The sequence below is a fragment of the Pediococcus acidilactici genome (assembly GCA_024970065.1).
GTDB classification, from domain to species: domain Bacteria; phylum Bacillota; class Bacilli; order Lactobacillales; family Lactobacillaceae; genus Pediococcus; species Pediococcus acidilactici_A.
In genome coordinates this window covers 241962-259273 of the sequence record CP103908.1, presented here as the reverse complement: position 1 = coordinate 259273, position 17312 = coordinate 241962, and the positions used below count along the sequence as shown (strand labels likewise).

The window sequence follows — 17312 nt, the reverse complement described above, 5'->3', positions numbered from 1 at the left end:
GAAAGGAGAATTTGCTTGGATTACCAAATGCCGTTTTTCAAAGAAATCATGCAAGACCCCCAAAATGCCGTCTTTACTGAAAAAGGATGGCACCCCATTTACATGCTCAATCCCCAAGCGCGAATCCTGATTGTCGGTCAAGCGCCCGGCAAACGCGTGCAGGATACAGAAATCATCTGGAATGACAAGAGTGGCGATCGGCTTCGGGACTGGATGGGCATTTCACGCGAGACCTTTTACAATTCTGGCAAAATCGCCGTTCTGCCAATGGATTTTTACTATCCCGGAAAAGGTAAAAGCGGGGATATTCCTCCCCGTAAGGCCGTTGCTGAAAAATGGCATCCCCAGATGGTGGCTGCCATGCTTAATATCCAATTAACCTTATTGATTGGTGCTTACTCGCAACGTTATTACTTAAAAACCACTCCGAAGACGACCACCACGGAGTTGGTAAAAAATTACCAATCGTTCTTACCAAAGTATTTTCCACTAGTCCACCCTTCACCCAGAAATAATATCTGGTTGGCAAGAAATCCATGGTTTGAAGAACAAGTGGTTCCAGACTTAAAACGCCGGGTCGCGGCTATTTTACAGGATTCCTAACTCTGGAAATCCTTTGCTAATTTCCACCATAAGATACCCTTTGCGACCAAAATGCAACATGGCCTTCTAGCCATTGTATTTATAAGACACTAAAAAACAGGAGCTGATTAAGCTCCTGTTTTTATATCGATACGTTTTTAATACATCAAGACTTGGGCAACTAAAATTCCACCACCAAAGACGAGCAAGAAAACCACTACCGGCCAAACAAACTTGAACCAGTGGGAATATTTCATGTCGAGCATTTGGAGGGTTGCCATTACCAATCCGGTCGGGGCAAGGAACAACATTGCGTATTGCCCAAATTGGTAAGCCGTAACCACGACAAACCGTGGAATCTGAACCGTATCTGCTAACGGCGCCAAAATTGGCATTGAAAGTACCGCTAAACCAGAAGATGATGGCACGATGAAGCCCAGTACGAAGTAAATAAGTAACATCACGATAATAAATACCGGCCCGCTCATGTGGGCAACTAACGACGAGGAAAAGTCCAAAATCGTATCGGAAATCATTCCTTGGTTTAAAATCAAGTTAATTCCCCGAGCTAACCCGATAATCAACGATACCCCAACTAAACTCGAAGCTCCGTTGACAAACGCGTCAACGACACCCTTTTCACCAATTCCGTTTTTTCCAGTTGCCGTTAAAATCATAATTAAAATAGCAAAGGCCAAGAACGAAGCCGCCATTTTAGGGAACCACCAGCCTTGGGTCATTACTCCCCAAACCATTAATGGAAAACCAGCCACAAATAGTGCTAACACGATTTTCTTCCGTAAGGTAAATGCTGCTTGCTGTTCATCATTATTTATTACCGACCACTTTTGGTTAAATTCATCCCGGTCTTCGTAAGAGTACGAAGCTGCCGGATTTTGCTTAACCTTCTTACTGTACCAGTAGAGATAGCCAATCACGAACAACGCCGCTACTACACAACCAAAAGCCCGCCATGGCAAGCCTTCCGTGAAGCTAATTCCCGCCGCGTTGGAGGCAATTACTACGGAAAACGGGTTAATTGTTGAAAAAGCCGTCCCGATTGAACTAGCCAAGAAAATGGCTCCCACGCAGACAATCGAATCGTAGCCCATCGCAATGAAAACGGGTACGAGAATTGGATAAAAAGCCACCGCTTCTTCTTCAATTCCGCATAACGTTCCGCCCAGGACCATTAACGTCGCTACTAAGAAAATTAACAGGAACTCGTGCCCCTTCGTCTTCTTCGTCAACGCTAGCAAACCGGATTCAAAGGCCCCACTTGCCCTTACCACACCAATCAAGCCGCCTAACACAAAGATAAACACCATAATGTCGACAGCTTCAATAGTTCCGTTAACCATGCTAGAAGTAATCTGATCAACTCCTGCAGGATGCTGTTTCAAACGTTGGTAGGTATTAGGAATTGAGATTTCTTGGTTAATGCTTCCCGACGTGAATTTCTGAATGTTAATCTTAACGCCCAGTTTATCCAATTCTTTTTGGGTAGCCGGGACCTTTTCAACTCGCCCGTTCGGCTGTTTAACCTGTAAAGATGAGTTGGCTTGGTTATACGCTAATTTTGCGTAACTTCCCGAAGGAACCACCCACGTAGCGATTACCGCCACGATCGTTAGAATGAATAAAATTACAAACGCTCCCGGCATTTTAAGCTTAAAACGTCGTTTTTCCTTTGTTAACATAATGGCACACTCCCTTATCAAAAGATGGTCAACCTCGCAGAAGCTCTTTAAAAATAAGCCCCACGCCCGTTGACCATCTTTTTTAGTTTTATTTAATTGTGTGCCTTCAATTTTGTTAGTTAGTCGTCGTTTTCATCCCGGAAAAATTCAGGTTTAAAAACAAACCGCTTATGTTCGTAATCAATTAAGTTTTGTTCCACCAAATATTTGACGATTTGTCCAGCAGTCTCCCGGCTAGTCCCACTCATTACCGCCAATTCCTTGATACGAATTGGATACGGGATCCGTGAGCTTCCGTCGGATTGCAACTGTCCTAAATCAGCCTCAAACGTTTTTAAAGCTTGGACAATACGTTGCCGTGCGCTGGGAGTGACTAATTGCTGGATCTGATCTTCTGATTCGCTAATGATTGAACTCATTTCTTTAACCACCTTGACCAACGCCGCGTTATTCTGCCGTAATAACGATTCAAAAATTGACATGGGAAAATAAACAATCTCAATGTCAGTCATTGCTTGCGCCGTGTACGGATAATAACGTTCAGTAAACATACCGCGATAAGGAAAGGCAAGGTCGGCCTTAATGTATGTATAAAAAGTGAATTTATCGTTTGCATCGGTTCGCTCCGCCCGCACTAAGCCCTTAAGCACAAAGTACAGGTTTTCCCGATCATCGCTTTGGTCAAATAAAACCTGTCCCTTGGGAAATTGCTTTACGTGCATCTGGTTAATGAGCTGTTGCAACTCTGCATCGGTAAAATCACTAAATTCCGGTTTAGTTTTCAAATATTTTTGGGGATTATTTTGAATGGAATCCTGCTCGTTTGTCATATCATTACTCCTAGCTGATGATTCTTAGCTCTTAAATCAAGTAACCAAAGTTCTAATATAACACATTCCTAAAGCGAGATTCCGCCCGTAAACATTAGACCCACACTTAATAGCGCGCCCACGGTAAGCAATCCAGTCACCAACTTCTCTTTGTGTGATAAACGGACTGCACAACCATTTTCCTGACGAGCCTTTCCATAGAAGTAAATTCCTGGTAAGTAGGCAATTAAACAGAGTAATAAGTATTCAATTCCTACAACTTCAAACATTAACGCAAAAATTCCAATCATTAGTTGCGTCCGGTTCCCCTTCACGTTCAAGTGCTGGTAAGAATACTTGATCTGGTATGCAGCTACAAGGACGTAACAGACGATAATTGACGCCGTACAAAGCGAATAAGCAAAGTTATACGCCCGCGAGGTGAATAACAAGGTAAATAGAAAGCCCTGTACTAAAAACGCGGTCATTACTAACGCAAACGTTGGTGCATTATGCCGGTTGACCTTGCCAAAGTATTTTGGCAATAGCTTTTGCTTGGCCATTAGCAAAATGGTTTCTGCTGGGAGCATTGTCCACGACAACCACGCACCCAAGATGGAAACAATCAGGCCGATGCCAATCAGGTAACCGCCCCAAGGTCCCACCATTTGTGCAAAAACATAAAGCAATGCTGGTTGGTGAAGGTCCGCCAGCTGTGTCCGGGTTAGGTAGCCATACGGCAAAATCGAAATTAGCATGTAAATTGCTAATAAGCTGATTAAGCCAAACATGGTTGCCTTTCCGGCAGTTGACTTCTTCTGCGCCCGTGCGGAGAGGGTGGAAGCCCCTTCGATCCCAACAAAGACCCACATCATCACCATCGTGCAGTTTTTAATCTGCTGCATAACGTCGCTGACCGCAAAATGGCTTCCCATATTATCCCAAAAGGCTTGGGTAAAAAGCTGCCCATCAAATAAAATAATTGCGGTTACGATAAAAACAAATAACGGGACTAATTTACCAATGGTCACCACCATGTTAATAATCGCTGCGCCTTCAATTCCCTGACTAACAAAGTAGGTCAAGCACCACAGTAAGACGCTCGCTAACAAAATCGAAGGTAAATTTTGTCCTGATTTAAAAACGGGGAAGAAATACCCCAAAGCACTCATCATCATGGTTGCAAACGCCACGTTGCCAAGCCAGGCGGACAACCAGTACCCCCAGCCACTAATAAACCCTGCAAACGGTCCGAATCCTTTTTGCGCGTACGCAAACATTCCTTCTAGCTTCGGCTCCTTAAGCAGTAAGTTGTTTAATGACAAAGCTAACATTAAAATTCCAAAACCGACAATTAACCATGCGATCATTACCGGTCCCGGTGCCGCTGCACGTGCTAAATCGGACGGTAGACCAAATACCCCACCTCCGATCGATGAACTAATCACTAACGCACATAATGGTAATAAACCAATTTTTTTGGGCGGCTTTTTTTCTGACAAGTTGATCACCTCTAAAAAGTTTGTGTCCGTGAGCGAAATATTCAGCCCACTTCGATAATTTGACTGTTTGCTTAAAATCTAGTTGTTTAGCGGCGATCATTAATCACGATTGATGAAGCAATCCGAATCGATCTCACTAGTAGCAACGTTTTAACTCGTACTCTTAAATACGCATAGAAAATATCTAACTAGTTAAATACGATAAATGCTTTCGGTAACCCCTCAATCAGGACACTGAGCAAATTTCTCATTGTTCCAAACTAAACGTATCGAATAATTGGCGTGACGATTAATCCGAGCCCGGGCGACGATGCTTAGTCAAAACAATAAAAATAGTTTCACTCCATGAGTCTATTTTACCGATTAATAAAACCGCTTTCAGTGGAGATTTAACGTTCTAAATGTTAGCAATTTATCATTTTTATTAAAGTAATTGTACAAAACAAAGCAAAAAAAGGCGAGGATGGTGCTCAATTGAGAGAGTGCGGAAGTCTCCGAGTAATCTTTGAGGATTAGTTTAATTATGCAATTAATCGCAAACTTGGCGATTGGTTGCATAATTTTACTAACCGGAAAAGATTGGAAGCTGGAGCACGTTTAGTCTGCATTGCATATTAAACTTCTGCTCAACCGGAGAGGTTTGGGCTTTGGAACGCATTTTGACTATCTCGTAAGCCAGCCATTAATTAAATAACAATCGCTAAAATTTCATCCCTCACCACGCCCTTATATTCTCCCTCACAACAAAAAAGTTCAGAACGATGTGATTCTCGTTCTGAACTAGAATAAACAAATTAAAACTGATCTAATGGAACTGCATTCCGCCATCCACAATGATGGTTTGTCCGGTAACGTAATTAGAATCCGGACCAGCTAAGAATGCTACGGCTGCCGCCACGTCCTCCGGCTCCGAAAGCCGTTTTAAGGTGATGTCCTTTGCAAACTGTTGCATCCCCCACTCATCATCTTTACCAGCGTTTTGGCCAACTTGATGAGCGATATCCATCATCATCGGGGTTTTTACAATTCCAGGAGCGTAAGCATTCACGGTAATTCCCTTATCTGCCAAATCTCGCGCAGCTACTTGCGTAATTCCGCGGACTGCGAATTTAGTGCCCGAATAAAGCGCTAAATTAGGATTACCCACTACTCCAGCTTGCGAAGTTGCGTTAATAATCTTGCCACCGTGGTTTAGCTTTTCAAACTGTGCAACGGCAGCTTGGATTCCCCATAACGGCCCAGCAACGTTAACATGATATACTTTGTCAAATTGCTCGGGTGTGATGGTTTCAATTGGCGTTGTGGGACCCAATCCAGCGTTATTAACTAATACATCAAACCCGCCTAATTGTTCACTAACTTGGGAAACTGCCTTAAATACATCGTCACGATCCGCAACGTCCACCGAAACGGCTACGGCAGTCTGCCCCTTTTTGTTAATTTCGTCCGCTACTTGTTGTGCAGCCGCAAATTTTAAATCCCCAACGCCTACTGCGAAGCCATCCTGTGCTAAGCGTAAAGCAATTGCCTTACCGATTCCTTGCGCAGCTCCCGTTACCATCGCTACTTTTGATTTGTCCATGCCAAGGATTCCCTTCTGCTTAAAATCAGTTTTCTATTTCTTAGAGTCTGCCTTTGCAACGGCCGCCATCGCTAACGCATTGATGTAGTTAAGCGGTTGGTCGTAATTTGGTTGGAAGAACATGTCTACCATTGATAAATCGTCAATGGTCATTTTGTTTTGAATTGCCAACGAAACGGTGTTTGCAGATTGAGCACAGTCATAGTCACTGTAGAATGCACCCCCAAGCACTTCCCGGGTCTTTGGATCCCAAACTAAACGCATTAGGATTGGCGTAGTGGTGAGCATGAATTCTGGACGATAATCTTGTTCAAGCGTAACCGAGTCAACTTCAACGCCCCGTGCTTGAGCTCCGCCTTCGGTTAAACCAGTACTTGCCAAAGTCTTCCCGAAGAGCGCAACCGCTGAACTTGCTTGGGTACCCAAGTATTTTACGGTTGGTTTTTCAATGTTATGCCCAATCAGGATTCCTTGACGAACCGCGTTAGTTGCCAACGGAATGTAGTCATCTTTGCCAGTAGGATTGTAGTGCACTACCGAAGCATCCCCTGCGGCAAAAATGTCCGGATTTGAAGTTTGCATGTATTCATCGGTAATGATTGCACCGTTTTTGAGCATGTCCACCTTATTCTTTAGCAAACTAGTATGTGGCCGGAAACCAACGCAAAGAATTGCATAGTCAGCTGTATAGCTGCCCTTATCAGTCTTAACGGTAATTTGATCGGTTCCGCTAAAGCCTTGAACCATTTCGTTCATTGCTAATTTAACACCGTGGTCGGTGTAGTCTTTGGCAACCCGGTCAGAAATTTCGGGGTCAAAGTTCTTTGCCAATACGTTTGGCAAGCCATCAATTAAGGTAACTTCACGGCCAGTAATTGCGTATTGTTCAGCTAATTCAGCACCAATGTAGCCTGCGCCGATTACTACCACGGACTTAACGTCATCGTCGATCCGTTTCAATTCTGCCGCGTCGCTCCAGTTCTTGCAGAGCTTAATTCGTTCGTTATCAATTCCGTCAATTGGTGGAATTACAGGCGATGAACCAGTCGTCATAACCAGCTTATCGTATGTATCGGTAAACTCTTCGTTTGTTGCGAGATTTTTAACTTTTAATGTCTTAGTGTCGGGGTCGATATCTAAAACGTCATGCTTCATCTTCATGGTTGCACCAAGTTCAGTCAACGCTTCTGGCGATGAATAGAACATTTTCTTTGGATCTGAAACGTGGTTTCCTACCCAAAGTGCAATCCCACACGATAAGAATGACAAATTATCATTACGTTCGTAAACCGTCACGTCGTAATCGGGATGTTCTGTTAAGATTTGTTGTGCTGCAAAGGTTCCAGCATGTGTACAACCAACTATAGCAATTTTCATAAGTAACCAACCTCCTAGTTGTTTATAACTAAATAGTAACCGTTTTCAACCGTTTGTCAACTACTACACAAGTGCCGGAACTGCCCGCTTTTATTCGGCTATCTGTTGACTTAGTTAACACTGTTAATTTAACGCGGATAAATTGGCATATTACTCCCTAAGTGCACAAAAAAGTTGGAATTAAAATTCTCGAAAAAATTTTTAATTCCAACTTTTTTAATTAAGTATTATTTACTTTTACGGTAGTGTTTATCTTTTAGCCTTGGTGGCTCACTTTAGCATTTTTCCTCATCAACTCACCACAGTGTTGACCGATTTGTTCCAACACGTAGACCACCGGTACTTGAGAGGTAAAATTCAACGTCCCCACTTTTTGCTCTGGAATATCGTACGCCAGACAATGGTCACACACTTGGGCAAGAGTTGAAAGGTGGTTAGCAGTCACCGCAACGGTGGTCGCGCCATTTTGTTGGTAATAATTAGCTTGTCGCAAAACCGCATCGGACTCTCCCGAAACGGATAGAAAGGTAATCAAGGTTTTGGTATAATCACGCCCTTTGATCGGTTGAGGCTGATACGGGTCCATGATGGCTAAGGAAAATAAGCCGTAGTTAGACAACACCCGGGCACCATATTGCGCTAAGCTGCTACTAGAACCCATGCCTAAAAAAAGACGGGTGTGCGCCTTCAAAAAGAGCTGGGCTATCGTAGCAATTTTCTGGCGGTATTCTGGTAAATTAGCCTGCTTTAGAAATTGGGCGACCGGTCCCCACTCTGGTGCCGCCTGCCCCGAATTAGCGGGTACGTCATGATGGCGTAAGGCATACTTAAAATCTGAAAAACCTTCGTAGCCCATTTTCTTCAAAAAACGCAAAACCGTGGTGGACGAAACGTGACTCTTAGCTGATAAATCTCGAATCGTCATTGTCTTGCATTCTTCAAGATGGCCAGCAATGTACTTATAAACAAACATTTCTAATTGATTGAGGGTCTGAATTCGCTCGTAACTAAACACCTTGATCACCTCCCTGATCGACGCTAACCTTTGAGATGACGGCGGTCATTATCTTAAAATCTCAACCACCATTAATCAACGGCTAAATCTTCTCCATTTGAAGCAATTACTTTTTGATACCAAGCAAACGAATCTTTTTTGGAACGTGCTAAAGTTCCGTTCCCCGTATCATCTTGATCGACATAAATAAAGCCATAGCGTTTAGCCATTTCACCCGTGCTGGCTGAAATCAAGTCAATACAACCCCACGGTGTGTAGCCAATTAAATCAACTCCGTCTAAAACCACGGCCTTTTCCATCTCGAGAATGTGGTCATGGAAATACTTAATTCGGTAGTCGTCATGGACCTGGCCGTCGGCGTTTTTTTGATCATAGGCACCAAATCCGTTTTCCACGATAAATTGTGGTTTATGCCAGCGGTCTTGCATCCAATTCATGGAATAACGCAAACCGATTGGATCAATTTGCCAACCCCAGTCTGATTTGGCCACGTACGGATTGTCCACTAAATCAGTAGATTCTCGGTAAGCGTAGTCGGGATCGTCATCATTAGCCTTTGTTGTAAAGGACATATAGTAACTAAAGCCAATGTAATCCACCGTGCCCTGCGCTAAAATTTCGCGGTCTTCATCGCTGATTTCCACGGAAATATCACGCCGTTGCCAGTACTTTAGCAGCCACGCGGGATACTGTCCATTTGCTTGTACATCACCGTAGTAGTACCGGGTTTGCATTGCCCGTTCAGCCTTCATAATATCAGCTGGCTTTGCAGTAAGCGGGTAGATTGGACACATGGCGATCATTGCCCCAACTTGGTAATCTGGGTCAATTTCGTGAGCTAATTTAACCACTTTCGCACTCGCAACCATTTCATTGTGGGCCGCCTGGTACATCAGCGCTTCTTTATTTGGCGTAGTTTTTGAAACTAGCAACCCCGAGTTTTGGAGAAGTGGATGCGGATCGTCATAGTTTGCTTGGTTATTGATTTCGTTAAAAGTCATCCAGTATTTAACTTTACCGCGATAACGTTCCATCACCGTCTTTGCGAACCGAACGAAAAGGTCGATTAGTTTTCGATTAGTCCAACCGCCGTATTCCTTTACCAGGTGATAAGGCATTTCAAAATGGGACAGGGTGATAATTGGCTGAATATCATGTTTTAAAAGTTCATCAAAAACGTCATCGTAAAACTTTAATCCGGCCTCGTTGGGTTCTGTTTCATCGCCATTAGGAAAAATCCGGGTCCAGGCAATCGAAGTCCGAAAACACTTAAAGCCCATCTCGGCAAAAAGGGCGATATCTTCACGATAATGGTGGTAAAAATCAATTCCCCAATGGTTGGGATAAATCTCACCATCCACTACTCCATCGGTAACCTTCCGGGGAGTATCTTTATTACCTGCCGTCATGACGTCTGCAATGCTAACGCCCTTTCCATCAGCTCGCCATCCGCCTTCAAACTGGTGAGCAGCAACTGCGCCACCCCATAAGAAATCGGCGGGCATCCGATAATTTTTTTCCGTCATCAAATTTCCACCTTACTTTTCAGCTAATTTCTTATACAAGTCCACAATTTCTCCAGCTAAATCTCGGAAAGTGATTGCGTTCATAATATGGTCTTGGGAATGAACCGTTAGTAAAGTTACTTTAGCGTGGTTCCCGTTAGCTTCTTCAGTCAGCATCCCAGTTTGGGCGTTATGTGCATCAGTCAAAAAGCCGTCAGCTTCCTTCAACTTTTCGTCAGCACGCTTAAAGTCGCCTTCCTTAGCCGCGTTAATTGCCTCAAAAGCGGAACTTTTTGCGTTTCCTCCGTTAATAATTAGTCCCATGATTGCTTGCATATCTTGTTCTTGTTCAGCCATTCAATTTACCCCTTTCGATACAAAAAAGCGCCCCAGTTAAGTGAAAGCGCTTTTAAAAAATTCACAACGTTACTTAGTTACCCATTGCTGACAAAGCTTCTTTGAGTACCTTTTCGCCGTTCATCATGCCGTAGTCTTGCATATCAATAACTTCTACTGGAATATCTAATTTCTTTTTGAAGTTGTCTTCTAGATAACGAACTTGCGGTCCAAGCATTAAAATGTCTGGTGATTTTTCGGATAATTTGTTATCTGCATCGGATGCAGCCGTTGCAAAGATTTCCGCGTCAACGCCTTCAGCTTCCGCAGCTTTTTGCATCTTGGAAACTAGTAAACTAGTCGACATTCCTGCCGCACATACTAACATAATTGTTTTTTCAGCCATGTGAATCACTCCTGTAATAAATTTAATTTAGGCGGTTGACTATGAAACCGCTTACGTTACAATTGAATTATAAAACGTAGGTACAAATTTTACAAGTGCCAAACATTTAAATTTGTCACCCGGTTATTAAAACCAGATAAAGAAGGTGTCACTAATTGTATACATTTATCGCTAATGATTTAATTTATAAAATTAATCACCAGCAGTTTAAGGTAAAATTGCCTACCGAATACGAACTAATGCAAAAATATAACGTTAGTCGGAACACAATTCGCAAAGCCATTGATATCATCAGCCAAAAGGGACTTGTGCGCCGGGTTCAAGGCAGTGGCTACTACATTAATAATATTGGCGCGGACACCGATCGAATCGTCAACCTCACCATGGGAGTTTCCGAAGGCTTTAACCACCAAAAGCTAACTTCCCGAGTAGTTACGTTCGACCGGATGATTGCTGATCGCGCCATGGCCAACGAATTCGGTTGCGAAGATGGTGACGAACTCTACCGGATTATTCGGTACCGTTACCGTAAAAATCAACCTTATATATTGGAGTACGCATATTATGAACGTAACGAAGTTCCCTTTTTGCCAGTTGACGTACTGCATGATTCAATCTTGGAATTTATCAAAAACGAATATGACGTCACCGTTGATTCTAGCGACCAGTACGTAGGCATTGAATCGTTATCCCCCGAAGCAGCTTCCATCACTGGTTTTCCTCAAGGTGATCGTTACATCACCCTTTATCAATCGCATTATCGTAAAAATAACGTCCTGTTTAATTTTTCAAAAACTTACTACTTGGATCGCGGAATTCGTTTTTATTTCCACGCCATTAACCAAAGCTAGGTATTTTTTAAAAACGACGTTGACAAACTAAAAAGCTTTCCGCTATACTCATGAAAGATTAGTTAATAAGGTAGGAATAAACAAATGAGCATTTTAAAACGAAAAAATGTCAATAATGGTTGGCAAAGCCGGTAACTAGGTTGTGTTTTGCAAAGGCAAGATACGACCTGTAAACAGATCGTATCTGTGCCGGCTCATTTGTGTTGAATAACGCTGATAAACGCCCGCATGGATTCTTAACCGCCATGCGGGCCTTTTTTTGGACAGGCCCCCTGGGTTTGTCCTTTTTTATTACTTTATTTTAAGGAGCTTGCTTGTATGAAAAGAATGTTAAGTTTTATCATCATCATTTTTGCGTTTCTGGGATTCGCCTTTTTCAAGGAGGGCCACCCCACTGGTCAATCCAGCCAAGCCACTAAAAAAATTGGCATCCTCCAACTGATGGATCAACCAGCTTTAAAACAAATTCAACGGGGAGTTTACGTTGGCTTAAAGCAAACCGGATTTACTGAGGGAAAGAATCTAAAGGTGGACTACCAAAATGCTCAGGGAAATCAGAGTAACCTCAAAACCATGAGTGAGAAGTTTGAAAATGAAGGGGTCGACCTATCGATTGGGATTACCACCCCAGCCGCCCTTGCTTTGGCAAATACTACCAGTACAACGCCGGTCATTATGAGTGGAATTACCGACCCCAAAGGTGCACGTTTAATGACTAACCTAAAGCATCCGACCACGAACGTTACCGGCGTCTCCGACCAGGCGCCGTTAGCCCAACAGTTGCAACTAATTCAGCAGCTCATGCCACATTTGCACACTTTGGGAATCATTTATACTTCTAGTGACAACTCGGCCGTGACCCAGTACCACCAGTTTAAAAAGCTGGCCCAGAAGGCTGGCATTAATCTTAAGGCGTATTCCATCGCGAACTCCAACGACCTTAACCAGGTTTCGCAATCCATGGCTCAGGCGGTGGACGCGGTTTACGTTCCGACCGACAACACGATTGCCGGAGCGATGTCGACGTTGGTCAAAAATACTAACGCTGCTAACGTACCCGTTTTCCCAGCGGTTGATTCCATGGTCAAAAATGGCGGAATTGCCACTTACAGCGTGAACCAATATAAACTCGGCGTGTTGACCGGAAAAATGGCTGGTCGTATCTTAAAGGGCGAAAAAGTTCGGGAGAATCCGGTTGAATACCTTAAACGCGGTGATTTAACCATCAATTTAAAACAAGCACAACAAATGGGAATTGAAATTCCTAATAGCTTACTACAAAAAGCACAAAAGGAAGGGGTTATTTACAAATGAATCTAATTACTTCTGCCATTGGCCAGGGGTTGCTATGGGGGCTCCTTGGCGTAGGATTATTTTTAACCTTTCGGATTTTAGACTTTCCCGATATGACCGTGGAAGGAACCTTTCCGTTAGGGGCGGCCGTGAGCGTCACCGCCATCACCCATGGAATGGATCCACTTTTAGCAACCGTACTCGCGTTTGGCGTAGGTATGTTAGCGGGCTTGACCACCGGTTTACTGTACACCAAGGGTAAAATTCCGATTCTGTTAGCCGGAATTTTAGTGATGACCGCCTGTTATTCCATCAACTTACGAATTATGGGAACTTCAAACGTCTCGCTGTTAGGCCACCGCACCTTGTTTAGTGGAGCGTTTCTAACTTCATTACCGCCCTTCTTCGACAGCGTATTGTTAGGCTTGCTAATTATCACCGTAGTGGTTGCCCTTCTAGCACTTTTCTTGCAAACCGAACTTGGCCAAGCCTTCATCGCGACCGGGGACAACGAAAAAATGGCGAAGTCCCTAGGAATTCACACCGACCAGATGAAGAATTTAGGTCTCATGGTTTCCAATGGCTTAATTGCCGTTTCTGGTGCCTTGATTGCCCAAAGCGACGGTTATTCCGACGTTAACATGGGAATTGGAATCATCGTAATTGGGCTCGCTTCGATCATTATTGGTGAAGTAGTCTTCGGAGAGTTGACCATGAACCAACGTCTCGTTGCCGTAGTTTGCGGTAGCATCATCTACCGGTTCGTACTCCTCTTAGTTCTTAAGGCCGGTTTTAACACTAACGATTTAAACTTAATTTCTTCATTAGTATTGGCCCTTTGCCTGATGTTGCCAACTTTGCGCCAAAAGCTGCGTTTATCCAACATTGTCCACCGCGGCCTTTCACCAATTAGTCAGGAGCGTGATTCAAATGAATAACCAAGTAATTTTAGAATTAAAAAACGTGTCCGTCTACGCCAACCGGCACACTAGCGAAGAAATTCAAATCCTCAAAAGCATTAATTTAAAGGTTTATCAAAATGACTTTATCACCTTATTAGGTTCTAACGGAGCTGGGAAATCAACCCTTTTTAACGTAATTGCTGGAAATTTAGCTGTCGATGAGGGGCAGATTTTGCTTGCCGGGAAGGACATTACCCACCTTTCCGAAGAAAAACGGACCCGCTACATTAGTCGCGTTTTCCAAGATCCTAAGTTAGGTACTGCTCCCCGGATGACCGTCGCGGAAAACCTATTATTAGCAACGAAACGTGGGCAACGTCGCGGATTGCGTCCCCGCCGTTTAAACCAACATACTGCCGAATTCAAACAGATTACCGCAAGCATGCCTAACCAACTTAGCGACCGCCTTAAAACTCCAACCGGAAGCCTATCTGGCGGGCAGCGCCAAGCTTTAAGCTTCTTGATGGCAACCATTAATCGTCCAGAAATTCTTTTACTAGATGAGCATACGGCGGCCCTCGATCCTAAAACCAGCACCGAACTAATGGTGGCTACCCAAGAACGGATTTCTGCGGATCATCTAACCGCCTTGATGATCACCCACCAACTTAGCGACGCGGTCAAATACGGTAACCGGCTTCTAGTCTTACGAAACGGGCAAATCACCCAAGATTTAAACGCCGAAGAAAAGGCCCAGGCGGATTTACGGGAACTTTCAATTTACTAGGTTCTCCTCCATTTAGTTTTGCCTGCTTATTAACCGGGTAAATGCTCAAGTATAACCAACGATTATCCTTAATAATTAAAAATAAATATTTTTCATTATCCATAATTACGGATATAATGTGACCAATTCCAAATCCATCGGGAATTTCACCAAAGGTTAAGGAGGATTTGATGAAAAAAATACTATTAGTTTTATTGGGATTGCTAATCGTTGCGACTGGAATAGTCTACTTAACGGGTCCGCATCGTTCAACAACCACCGCAAAATACGTTCAGTCCACTACTCCAACGTTATTTGTCCATGGCTGGGGAAGCAGTTTTCACGCTGAAGAAAAAATGGTTGACGCAGCACGTCGAGCCGGAGTTACTAGTACCGTAGTCCGCGCGGACGTTGACAAAAATGGCCAAGTTACGTTTAATCGTTCCATCCCCGCGGACGCCATTAACCCCATCGTGGAAGTTAACTTAGCGGATAACAAACTGACGGCAAATAATGGCCACGAAGATTACGTTAGCGGATATCATCGTGGCGGCGAATACATTAAACAAGTTGTCGTCGCTTTAGAAAAACAGCATCATTATCACTCAATCAACCTAGTTGGTCATTCGATGGGAAACCTTGAAATTATCAATTACCTCAATGATAATTTGCACAATGCCAAGCTTCCTCAGGTTACCCATTTGGTAGCAATTGCGGGACATTACAACGGACTAATGGGTGAAAAGAAGAGTGAGCAGACCACCGTTAACCAGGCTACTGGCAAACCAAGCTGGATGACCCCTGCTTACCAAGAATTGCTCAACCTGCGGAAAAATTTTCCAACTTCAACTGCCGTACTTAATATTTATGGTGATTTAGACGATGGCAGCCATTCTGACGAAGCCGTGCCGGTAAATTCCGCTAAGTCGTTAAAATATTTAGTAAGTCCCCGAGCCAAGTCATACACGGAGCTTGAAATCCATGGAAAAAACGCGCAACACAGCAAATTGCATAACAATGCCCGGGTTAACCGCGCGTTAATTGAGTTTTTGTGGCAAAAGAAGTAGCGGTCACTTTTAAGCACTTCCGCCCACTAATCTAAGAAATCAGCTAACATAAAAATAGCCTTACTGAAAAATCTATTTCAGTAAGGCTATTTTAGTGGCTTAATCGCTTATTTTTCAGCATCCTTAGCCGTAGTAATTTTCAATGAAGCTAACAAACCAACCACAATTAAAGCAATCGTAAAGTAAAATCCGTAATGGGTTCCGTTCGTAAACGCTGCACTCAAGTGGCCGCTGCCATGGTGATTTTGATATGCGGCTTGACCAATTCCCAACAAACTGGTTGCCAAGGCCGTCGCAATTGCACCTACAATTTGTTGCATGGTGTTCATGATGGTACTTCCATCACCAGATTGTGGGCCCTGCAACGAGTTCAACGCGTACGTTTGCGCTGGAGACATTGCCAACGGCGCGCCGACCATCAAAATCACGTGAGCCGCAATTAAGTACGCAATTGACGTATGAGTGGTGGTGAATACTAGCATCACCGCACCTACCAAGGCAATGATCAAGCCTAAGCGTACCGGAGTTTTTGCGCCCACCTTGTCATAAAGCCGACCAGCGACCGCGGATACCAACGCGTTGATAATGCCCCCAGGCAACATGATGATCCCCGTTAAGGCAACTGGTAGTAACAATCCTCGTTGAATGTACATAGGCAACAAGTACATTGCCGACAAAATAATGCCAAAATCTAACATTACCAAGACCGCGCCGGTCCGGAATGCTGGAATGGCAAAAATCTTTAAGTTAAGGACTGGTTCAGTAAGAACAAGCTGGCGTTTAACGTAAAGTGCTAAGACGATAATCCCAACAATTAACGAACCCAATACTAATGGCGAAGCCCATCCTTGTTCACTGGCAAAGCTGACGCCCATTACGATTCCTGAAAAACCAATAATTGATTCTAGTAGGGAAAGGACGTCGACTTTAGGTTTGGTCAATTCACCAACGTTCTTTAACCCAAAAATCGCAAATAGTAATGCAATTACTAAAAATGGTACGAACGCCCAGAAAATCCAGTTCCAAGATAATTTAGCCAAAATCAAACCAGTTAACGTTGGTCCAATTGCTGGCGCAAACATAATTACCAAGGCACACATCCCCATTGCCGCCCCTAACTTGTAAGGCGGAAAGACTTGCATTGCCACGGTAAACATCATTGGCAAAATCAAACCAGTTGCAATTCCTTGAATCATCCGGCCGGCCAACAACATTGGAAAAGCCGTAGCCAACGCGGAAACCACCGCACCAACGATAAACGCTAATAGCCCAAAAATAATAATTTGACGGGTGGTAAACCATTTAGAAATCAAACTCGAAAATGGTAATACGATTCCAATCACCAACATGTAACCCGTCACCAACCATTGGATTGTTCCAGCGGCGACGTTTAAATGGCTCATTAATTGGGGTAAGGCAATGTTTAAAGAAGTTTCACTAAACATTCCCACAAACGCACCAATCATCATGCTAGCCATCACAAGCATTGGGTGGGCAACCGGGACCCTAGCCTGCATCATGCCGTTATTTTCATTTTGTTTCATTTAAAATCAAACCCTCTTTCTTTCACGTACTTACTTATTTAAGTATCCTGTCTAATGACGCAACTAGATTACTAT

Annotated in this window: 16 protein-coding genes; 6 read left to right on the top strand and 10 right to left on the bottom strand. The window is 43.6% G+C overall.

The genetic code is table 11. The annotated features are described in order from the left end of the window. Positions 1–15: 15 nt before the first annotated feature. On the top strand, positions 16–603 hold the full coding sequence (locus NYR25_01155) for a uracil-DNA glycosylase family protein (GenBank protein UWF34045.1): 588 nt from the start codon (positions 16–18) through the stop codon (positions 601–603). Positions 604–740: 137 nt separating this feature from the next. Here the strand turns inward: NYR25_01155 and NYR25_01150 are convergent, their stop codons facing one another. From NYR25_01150 to NYR25_01110, 9 genes are all read right to left on the bottom strand, one after another. Beyond that, positions 741–2282 carry a YfcC family protein gene (locus NYR25_01150; protein UWF34044.1) on the bottom strand — a complete coding sequence of 514 codons (1542 nt, stop codon included), beginning with the start codon at positions 2280–2282 and terminating at the stop codon, positions 741–743. 119 nt (positions 2283–2401) lie between these two features. Then, positions 2402–3112, bottom strand: coding sequence for a Crp/Fnr family transcriptional regulator (locus NYR25_01145; GenBank protein UWF34043.1), 711 nt, complete (start codon positions 3110–3112; stop codon positions 2402–2404). Positions 3113–3180: 68 nt separating this feature from the next. Next, positions 3181–4593, bottom strand: coding sequence for an arginine-ornithine antiporter (arcD, locus tag NYR25_01140; GenBank protein UWF34042.1), 1413 nt, complete (start codon positions 4591–4593; stop codon positions 3181–3183). Positions 4594–5398: 805 nt separating this feature from the next. Continuing rightward, on the bottom strand, positions 5399–6175 hold the full coding sequence (locus tag NYR25_01135; protein ID UWF34041.1) for a (S)-acetoin forming diacetyl reductase: 777 nt from the start codon (positions 6173–6175) through the stop codon (positions 5399–5401). A gap of 33 nt (positions 6176–6208) precedes the next feature. After that, entirely contained in the window at positions 6209–7552 is a 1344-nt protein-coding gene (locus tag NYR25_01130) for an FAD-dependent oxidoreductase (GenBank protein UWF34040.1), read from the bottom strand. A gap of 256 nt (positions 7553–7808) precedes the next feature. Continuing rightward, positions 7809–8567, bottom strand: a complete 759-nt coding sequence (locus NYR25_01125) for a MurR/RpiR family transcriptional regulator (protein UWF34039.1) — start codon at positions 8565–8567, stop codon at positions 7809–7811. 71 nt (positions 8568–8638) lie between these two features. After that, positions 8639–10093 (bottom strand): 6-phospho-beta-glucosidase, encoded by a 1455-nt coding sequence (locus tag NYR25_01120; GenBank protein ID UWF34038.1) that lies wholly within the window; start codon positions 10091–10093, stop codon positions 8639–8641. A 12-nt stretch (positions 10094–10105) separates the two neighbouring features. Then, positions 10106–10429 (bottom strand): PTS lactose/cellobiose transporter subunit IIA, encoded by a 324-nt coding sequence (locus NYR25_01115; GenBank protein ID UWF34037.1) that lies wholly within the window; start codon positions 10427–10429, stop codon positions 10106–10108. Positions 10430–10502: 73 nt separating this feature from the next. Continuing rightward, the gene (locus NYR25_01110) at positions 10503–10814 is read right to left on the bottom strand and encodes a PTS sugar transporter subunit IIB (GenBank protein UWF34036.1); all 312 of its coding nucleotides are present in this window, start codon (positions 10812–10814) and stop codon (positions 10503–10505) included. A gap of 155 nt (positions 10815–10969) precedes the next feature. Between NYR25_01110 and NYR25_01105 the strand changes: the two genes are divergently transcribed. From NYR25_01105 to NYR25_01085, 5 genes are all read left to right on the top strand, one after another. Next, positions 10970–11665 (top strand): GntR family transcriptional regulator, encoded by a 696-nt coding sequence (locus NYR25_01105; GenBank protein UWF34035.1) that lies wholly within the window; start codon positions 10970–10972, stop codon positions 11663–11665. Between the two features lie 318 nt (positions 11666–11983). Then, entirely contained in the window at positions 11984–12979 is a 996-nt protein-coding gene (locus tag NYR25_01100) for an ABC transporter substrate-binding protein (protein UWF34034.1), read from the top strand. Beyond that, on the top strand, positions 12976–13896 hold the full coding sequence (locus NYR25_01095; GenBank protein UWF34033.1) for an ABC transporter permease: 921 nt from the start codon (positions 12976–12978) through the stop codon (positions 13894–13896). Before NYR25_01100 ends, NYR25_01095 begins: the two co-directional genes overlap by 4 nt. Next, positions 13889–14647, top strand: a complete 759-nt coding sequence (locus NYR25_01090; protein UWF34032.1) for an ATP-binding cassette domain-containing protein — start codon at positions 13889–13891, stop codon at positions 14645–14647. Before NYR25_01095 ends, NYR25_01090 begins: the two co-directional genes overlap by 8 nt. Positions 14648–14817: 170 nt before the next feature. Continuing rightward, on the top strand, positions 14818–15693 hold the full coding sequence (locus NYR25_01085; protein UWF34031.1) for an alpha/beta hydrolase: 876 nt from the start codon (positions 14818–14820) through the stop codon (positions 15691–15693). A 107-nt stretch (positions 15694–15800) separates the two neighbouring features. On the opposite strand, the gene NYR25_01080 is transcribed toward NYR25_01085, so the two are convergent. Beyond that, positions 15801–17237 carry a DHA2 family efflux MFS transporter permease subunit gene (locus NYR25_01080; GenBank protein ID UWF34030.1) on the bottom strand — a complete coding sequence of 479 codons (1437 nt, stop codon included), beginning with the start codon at positions 17235–17237 and terminating at the stop codon, positions 15801–15803. Positions 17238–17312: the final 75 nt, after the last annotated feature.

What these genes read in the sequence shown, in the direction of transcription:
- NYR25_01135 (UWF34041.1), bottom strand. Translation starts at nt 6,175, where the DNA reads ATGGACAAATCAAAAGTAGCGATGGTAACGGGAGCTGCGCAAGGAATC.
- NYR25_01095 (UWF34033.1), top strand. Translation starts at nt 12,976, where the DNA reads ATGAATCTAATTACTTCTGCCATTGGCCAGGGGTTGCTATGGGGGCTC.
- NYR25_01110 (UWF34036.1), bottom strand. Translation starts at nt 10,814, where the DNA reads ATGGCTGAAAAAACAATTATGTTAGTATGTGCGGCAGGAATGTCGACT.
- NYR25_01150 (UWF34044.1), bottom strand. Translation starts at nt 2,282, where the DNA reads ATGTTAACAAAGGAAAAACGACGTTTTAAGCTTAAAATGCCGGGAGCG.
- NYR25_01145 (UWF34043.1), bottom strand. Translation starts at nt 3,112, where the DNA reads ATGACAAACGAGCAGGATTCCATTCAAAATAATCCCCAAAAATATTTG.
- NYR25_01120 (UWF34038.1), bottom strand. Translation starts at nt 10,093, where the DNA reads ATGACGGAAAAAAATTATCGGATGCCCGCCGATTTCTTATGGGGTGGC.
- NYR25_01080 (UWF34030.1), bottom strand. Translation starts at nt 17,237, where the DNA reads ATGAAACAAAATGAAAATAACGGCATGATGCAGGCTAGGGTCCCGGTT.
- NYR25_01085 (UWF34031.1), top strand. Translation starts at nt 14,818, where the DNA reads ATGAAAAAAATACTATTAGTTTTATTGGGATTGCTAATCGTTGCGACT.
- NYR25_01130 (UWF34040.1), bottom strand. Translation starts at nt 7,552, where the DNA reads ATGAAAATTGCTATAGTTGGTTGTACACATGCTGGAACCTTTGCAGCA.
- NYR25_01090 (UWF34032.1), top strand. Translation starts at nt 13,889, where the DNA reads ATGAATAACCAAGTAATTTTAGAATTAAAAAACGTGTCCGTCTACGCC.
- NYR25_01115 (UWF34037.1), bottom strand. Translation starts at nt 10,429, where the DNA reads ATGGCTGAACAAGAACAAGATATGCAAGCAATCATGGGACTAATTATT.
- NYR25_01100 (UWF34034.1), top strand. Translation starts at nt 11,984, where the DNA reads ATGAAAAGAATGTTAAGTTTTATCATCATCATTTTTGCGTTTCTGGGA.